Annotated in this window: 3 protein-coding genes; all 3 read left to right on the forward strand. The window is 56.5% G+C overall.

Annotated features, from left to right (window positions below):
* Positions 1-203: 203 nt before the first annotated feature.
* The 3 genes from E3D03_RS19825 to E3D03_RS19835 all read left to right on the forward strand — a co-directional run bounded on the left by E3D03_RS19825 (position 204) and on the right by E3D03_RS19835 (position 5,919).
* Positions 204-2,786: a site-specific DNA-methyltransferase gene (locus E3D03_RS19825; RefSeq protein ID WP_263568386.1), complete on the forward strand. Its 2,583-nt coding sequence runs from the start codon at positions 204-206 to the stop codon at positions 2,784-2,786.
* Positions 2,783-5,293, forward strand: coding sequence for a DEAD/DEAH box helicase (locus tag E3D03_RS19830; protein ID WP_263568387.1), 2,511 nt, complete (start codon positions 2,783-2,785; stop codon positions 5,291-5,293). Before E3D03_RS19825 ends, E3D03_RS19830 begins: the two co-directional genes overlap by 4 nt.
* Positions 5,294-5,715: 422 nt before the next feature.
* Complete coding sequence (locus tag E3D03_RS19835) at positions 5,716-5,919, forward strand: SDR family NAD(P)-dependent oxidoreductase (RefSeq protein ID WP_263568388.1); 204 nt, start codon at positions 5,716-5,718, stop codon at positions 5,917-5,919.
* Positions 5,920-5,948 lie beyond the last annotated feature (29 nt).

Below are 5,948 nucleotides of genomic sequence, written 5' to 3' on the forward strand. Positions count from 1 at the left end.
AACAAGGGTATAATCAATGGGTCCTGACCCTAAAGCTCATGTTGCACCCACCGCGACCCCGTCGAAAACCGACACCCTACGGTCGATTATCCGCCCCGACGCGTTGCGCGGCCCAAGGAAACGGGCGAAGGTAACGTTTTGGAAGCCCGACACGAATCCCGCAGAGTGCGTTCGATTAACCTCAAGGAAAGACGGCGAAACAAATGGCCGCGATACATGACCTGTTGAACCAGATCACTGACCCCAAGCTGCGGGAACGCATCACTCGCGAATGGGAGGCCGCGACACGGCATAAGAAGTTCGGACTGGTCTTCGAACAACACCTGCCTGAGGTGGTTCCCATCTACAGCGCCAAGCCCCGGAAGGGTGACCTGGTCGCGAAGCGCTCCGGATCATTGAACGAGACCTGGCGTGTTCGACGGATTGAAGGCGGCACAGCGCATCTGATGAAACCGCAGCAGGCGGGCGAGAAGGAAAGCGCAGGGGAACGGATGACCATGCCAACGGCCGAGTTGGTAGTGGTCAAGCAGTTCGGGGATCCGATCTTTCCAACCCTTGTGCCGATGGACGCTGTGCAAAACGGCCCTGCCGATGCGCCGTGGCACACGCTGATCGAGGCCGACAATTACCACGCACTGCAGCTTCTAGAGTACCTTTACGCGGAAAAGGTAGACTGCATCTACATTGATCCGCCCTACAACACGGGAGCGAAGGACTGGAAATATAACAATGACTATGTGGACGGCAACGATAGCTGGCGACACAGCAAGTGGCTGTCCTTCATGGAAAAGCGACTGCGTCTGGCCAAGAAGCTGCTGAAACCGGATACCGGTGTTCTGATCTGCACCATCGATGAACATGAGGTTCATCACCTTGGGGTGCTCATGGAGGAAGTGCTGCCCGCTTCCTATAGACAAATGGTCACGATCGTTATCACCTCTCGTGGTGTCGCAGCACAAGGATTGGCCAGAGTGGAGGAACACGCGCTGTTCGCGTATCAGAGCAGTGCTGCTGCAAATGCGACAAGTGACAATTTTCTCACTTCAGCACAAAGCACAGGTAAGAGTAATCCGTGGGCTAGTTTGCTAAGACGAGGGACCAATGCGTCGCCCTTTGACAGGGCAAACTTAGTTTACCCAATTCTGATTGATCAAGAAACTCATCGGATTGTTGGGGTCGGGGAGACCCTTGATGAAAAGGTCAAGCGCGGAGAGCTTCAAAAATCAGACCTTAACGCATTTGTTCCTGATCGAACTAAGGGCGAAGCGTGGCCAATCCGATCTGATGGCAGGCTCGGAACTTGGCAGGTTGGACCCTCGACCCTTCTGGAATTACTTAAAAACGGCTTCGTAAAGCTTGGCCGATACCACGTTGAGCGGAATTCATGGGCTGTGAATTATTTGAAACGTGGTCCGATTTCGAAAGTGAAGAACGGTGAATTGATTGTTGTCGCACGTGAATGGGAAGGTGGTCCCGTTATCCTCGAGTATGCGGATGATGCAGGTGAGAGCAAGAGAGCAAAAACAGTTTGGAACCGGACCCTTCACGACGCAGGAACTTATGGCTCGACCTTGCTTCAAACGATTGTAGGAAACAGGGCATTTGACTTTCCTAAGTCTCTTTATGCAGTGCGGGACGCTCTTGCCGTTACAGTGGGTGAAAACAAAACTGCGCTTATCGTGGATTTTTTCGCGGGCAGTGGAACAACTCTGAACGCTACTTTGCTGTTAAATCAGGCAGATCAGGGTTCACGGCGGTGCATCTTGGTAACGAACAACGAGGTTAAAGCTTCTGACGCTGAAAATTTGCGAGCCAATGGAGTGCAAGTTGGCGAGGCTGATTGGGAGAAGTTAGGCGTTTGTAGGTCTGTTACTTGGCCCCGGTCAAAGTTTTGCGTAGTCGGCGCGCGCGATGATGGCACCTCCCTTCGAGGCGAATACTTCACGGGTCAGATTGTTGATGCAGAAAAGCGCCGGACCTTCCGCAATGCAGCCTTTGTTGCGCCCGAGGATTTCCGCGTGCCTGCCAGTCTGGCTCCCACAGACCTCAAGAAAGCAGAAAAGGCAGTCGAAAAGAAGAAACTGGCCTTTGTGAGCATGATCGATGCTTTGCCGCAGAACAGCGTCACGCCCGGTTGCCGGTTCATCGTGTCGGAGGATCACAAGGCATCCGTCCTGTTCGACCCGGACGCCTCCGCCGAATGGCTGGAAGCCTTGGAGGAACAGGACCACATCACCGATTTCTACATCGTCGCCGAGAATGAGAAGCAGTTCAAAGCGCTCAAGGCCCAGGTGGATGACCTGCTAGGTCCATTGATCGTTCAAGAAGAAGAGAAGCGCCCCATGTCGGCAGGGTTCCCTGCGAATGTCGCCTATTTCAAGCTCGACTTCCTCGACAAGGACCGGGTGGAGCTTGGTGCGGCCTTCAGGGAAATCCTGCCCCTTCTGTGGATGAAGTCGGGTGCAATCGGCCCGTCGCCTACCTTACCTGTCGGCCCCCTACCGGACTTTTTCGTTCCGGAAGCCAGCCCGTTCGCCGTCTTGCTGAATGAGACACGCGTGACCGCTTTCCGTGAAGCCCTGCTGGCCAGGGAAGCATTGCGGCATGTCTACGTCGTGACGGATGCAGAGGAGGCTTTCCGAGCGATTTCAGGGGAACTGCGGATCGCCTTGATCGCCCGTAACCCGGACGTCGAGTTCGTTCAGCTCTACCGGGACTACCTTGTGAACTTTACAATCAATACGCGGGCGGAAGATGCCGCTGCTGGCATCGGGGGCCTCGCATGAAGATTGAACTGTTCGATTTCCAGAAGGATGCCCTGCACAACCTTCGAAAGCGGCTGATGTTGGCCCGTCCCGCGGCGTCGCCAGAAGCCCCGCAGGCCATCACGCTGTCCGCACCCACAGGAAGCGGCAAGACGATCATCATGACGGCGTTGTTCGAGGCGATCCTCGACCAGCCCGACGAACAGCTGGACTGGCCTCTGGATTGGGTACCCCAGCCGGATGCGGTCATCCTCTGGGTATCCGATATGCCCGAGCTGAATGAGCAGACGAAGCTGAAGATCGAACGTCAGTCCGACAAGGTCTACCGGGTCGGGCAGCTGGAGGTGATCACAGCCAGCTTCGACGAAGAGCGCTTGGCCGGCGGCAAGATCTACTTTATCAACACCCAAAAGCTGGCCAGCGACCGGCTGCTCACGACCGTCGGCGATGGGCGCAGCTATTCTATCTGGACAACGCTGACAAACACCGCGCGCGCGATCCCGGACAGATTCTATGTGGTGATCGATGAAGCCCATCGTGGGATGACCACTGGCAAGGGCAGCGCAACTGCACAAACGATCATTCAGCAGTTCATCAAAGGCAACAAGGAAACCGGCCTGGTCAAGATGCCGCTGATCATTGGCGTCTCTGCAACCCCCAAGCGTTTCAACGAGCTGCTGGCTGACACCGACCACACCCAGCACAAGGTGCCGGTACCGGTAGAGGACGTGAAGAAGTCCGGCCTGATCAAAGAGCGCGTCCTGATCCACCACCCTGCCAACCCGACGAATGCCGAAATGGGTATTCTCGAGGAGGCGGCGCGGAGATGGCAGGTCATGACAGACCAGTGGGCGTCCTACTGCAAGGACGAGGACGAACGGCCTGTGCGACCCATTCTCGTCATCCAGATTGAAGATGGCGCACCGACCCGCACCAACTTGGCAGACGCGATCAAGGCGGTTGAAGATGGCATAGGCCGTCCTCTTCGAGATTCCGAGCTCGCGCATGCATTGATGGACAAAGGGGGTCTGAAGGTCGGCGACCGCGCGATCCGCTACATCGATCCTTCTCGCATCGACGACGACGCCGACGTCTCGGTGGTATTCTTCAAGATGGCGCTTTCTACCGGATGGGATTGCCCACGGGCAGAAGTCATGATGTCTTTCCGTAGCGCGCACGACCACACCTACATTGCACAGCTTCTCGGGCGCATGGTTCGGACGCCTTTGGCGCGCAGGATCGAAAGCACGGCCGAGCTGAACGACGTCCACCTTTATCTGCCTCACTTCAATGCAGCGGCCGTCGAGCAGGTCATCACAGCACTTCAAACCAGCGACGATATCGTTCCGGCCGAGACAGGAGAGGGGACGAAGCTTGTCACCCTGCACCGTCGACCCGGCACCGAGAGTATTTTCGAGGCTATCGAGGCAGTAGAGCTCGTCACCTATCGCGTGAACGCGGTTCGGGCACAGAGTGACATCCGGCGTTATCAGGCAATAGCAAGCCGACTAACGATGGATGGGATCGACCCGAATGCCTGGGATGATGCCAAGGCTGACGCTGTTTCATGGATCAGTGAGCAGGTTGCCGTGTTGAAAGCTTCTGGCGACTTCGAGAAGGCCCGCAAGTCGCTCACAAAGGTTGGCTTGCGCACAGTCATGGTCACAGGCGTGACCGGAATGGCGGAAGGCCAAGAGGACTATACTGTTGACGTGTCAGATCTCGATGTCGACCGGCAGTTTGAAGACGCCGGTCGCACGTTAGGACAAGGGTATGGCCTCCACCAGCTTTACCGAAAGGCAAACGCGGAACGCGAAGGTCAGGAGGTGAAACTGGAAGCAATCATCGTTGCCGCATCTGCGGCAGCGCGCTCGGCATTGGAGAACAAGTCGAAGGCTAAGTTTGAAGCGCTCTATGACACACACCGACATGCGATTTCCAAACTTACCGAACAGGTGCGCGCCGGGTACGACAAGCTGAAATCAGCGTCTTCCACCCCCTCAAGCACACCTTGGCGGCTGCAAGACAGCATCGATTTTCGCCGCGACACCACGGAACCCACATGGAGCCATCACCTCTATGTCGAAGATGATGGATCGTTCCGCACAACCCTGAACCCTTGGGAAGCTGACGTCCTGAAGCTTGAAATGGGCCGAGATGACTTCGTTGGATGGCTGCGAAATCTCGACAGGAAACCCTGGTCTCTTGAGATCCCCTACCAGGTGAGCGGAACTTGGAAACCGATGTTCCCCGATATGCTGATCGTGAGGAGCAAAGGCGCGGATTTCGTTTTCGACATTCTGGAGCCGCATGACGACAGTCGCGCCGATAACCTGTACAAAGCGCAGGGACTTGCCGAGTTTGCGGAAAAGCATGGCGACCGCTTTACTCGAATTCAGCTTATCCGAAAGAAAGGCGATGGCTTCGTTAGGTTGGAGCTGAATAGAACTGCCGTAAGATCCCGCGTCCGACAGGCAGCGTCCAACCCTGCAATTGACGCAATCTTTGATGAGTTGGGGATGGTCTAGACGTGCTGTCGAAGCGGCTTGTTTCTGGTACGTCAAACTGATCGAGCTGCACTCTCAAAGTCGAGGCGCACGTAACGACGAAGGATCCGCACCCCCCACCTCCGGTTCCTCCCCGGCCCTGAACGTATGCGGGGGGGCGCAGCGCGGCAGTTCGCTAGCGACTGGATTCCTCACCGGGGAATCCACTTGGAAGCCACCCCGAATGCCATCAGACAAAAAGTCGTTACAAGTCATGTGCTTGCCAAATCACGATCTTGGCGAGGTGGATTCCCGACCGGAATCCACCCTGGCCAGTTATTGGAATCCACCTGGCACAGAAACAAGCGTAGAATTTCCATCGTGCCAACCGCACCGCGTGACATCCTCCCGCTGGGCTGGCTATCCTGTGCTCCACGAACAAATGGCAGGCGAAGGAGGACAGCATGGATCTGCGTTTTGACGGAAAGACGGTGATCGTCACCGGTGGTGGCTCGGGCATCGGGGCAGCCACGGCAGAGGAACTGGCCAGCAGTGGCGCAACCGTCATTGTCGCCGACCTCAACCTCGAGCATGCCGAGAAGGTGGTGAAGGGGATCACTGACCACGGCGGGAAGGCCTCTCCCTTCGCGGTCGATGTGGCGAAGTGAACCGCGCCGGGTTTGCCGGAGGCTCCAAC

The organism is Paracoccus sp. DMF (assembly GCF_004407025.1).
GTDB lineage: Bacteria > Pseudomonadota > Alphaproteobacteria > Rhodobacterales > Rhodobacteraceae > Paracoccus > Paracoccus aminovorans_B.

What these genes read in the sequence shown, in the direction of transcription:
- E3D03_RS19825 (WP_263568386.1), top strand. Translation starts at nt 204, where the DNA reads ATGGCCGCGATACATGACCTGTTGAACCAGATCACTGACCCCAAGCTG.
- E3D03_RS19830 (WP_263568387.1), top strand. Translation starts at nt 2,783, where the DNA reads ATGAAGATTGAACTGTTCGATTTCCAGAAGGATGCCCTGCACAACCTT.
- E3D03_RS19835 (WP_263568388.1), top strand. Translation starts at nt 5,716, where the DNA reads ATGGATCTGCGTTTTGACGGAAAGACGGTGATCGTCACCGGTGGTGGC.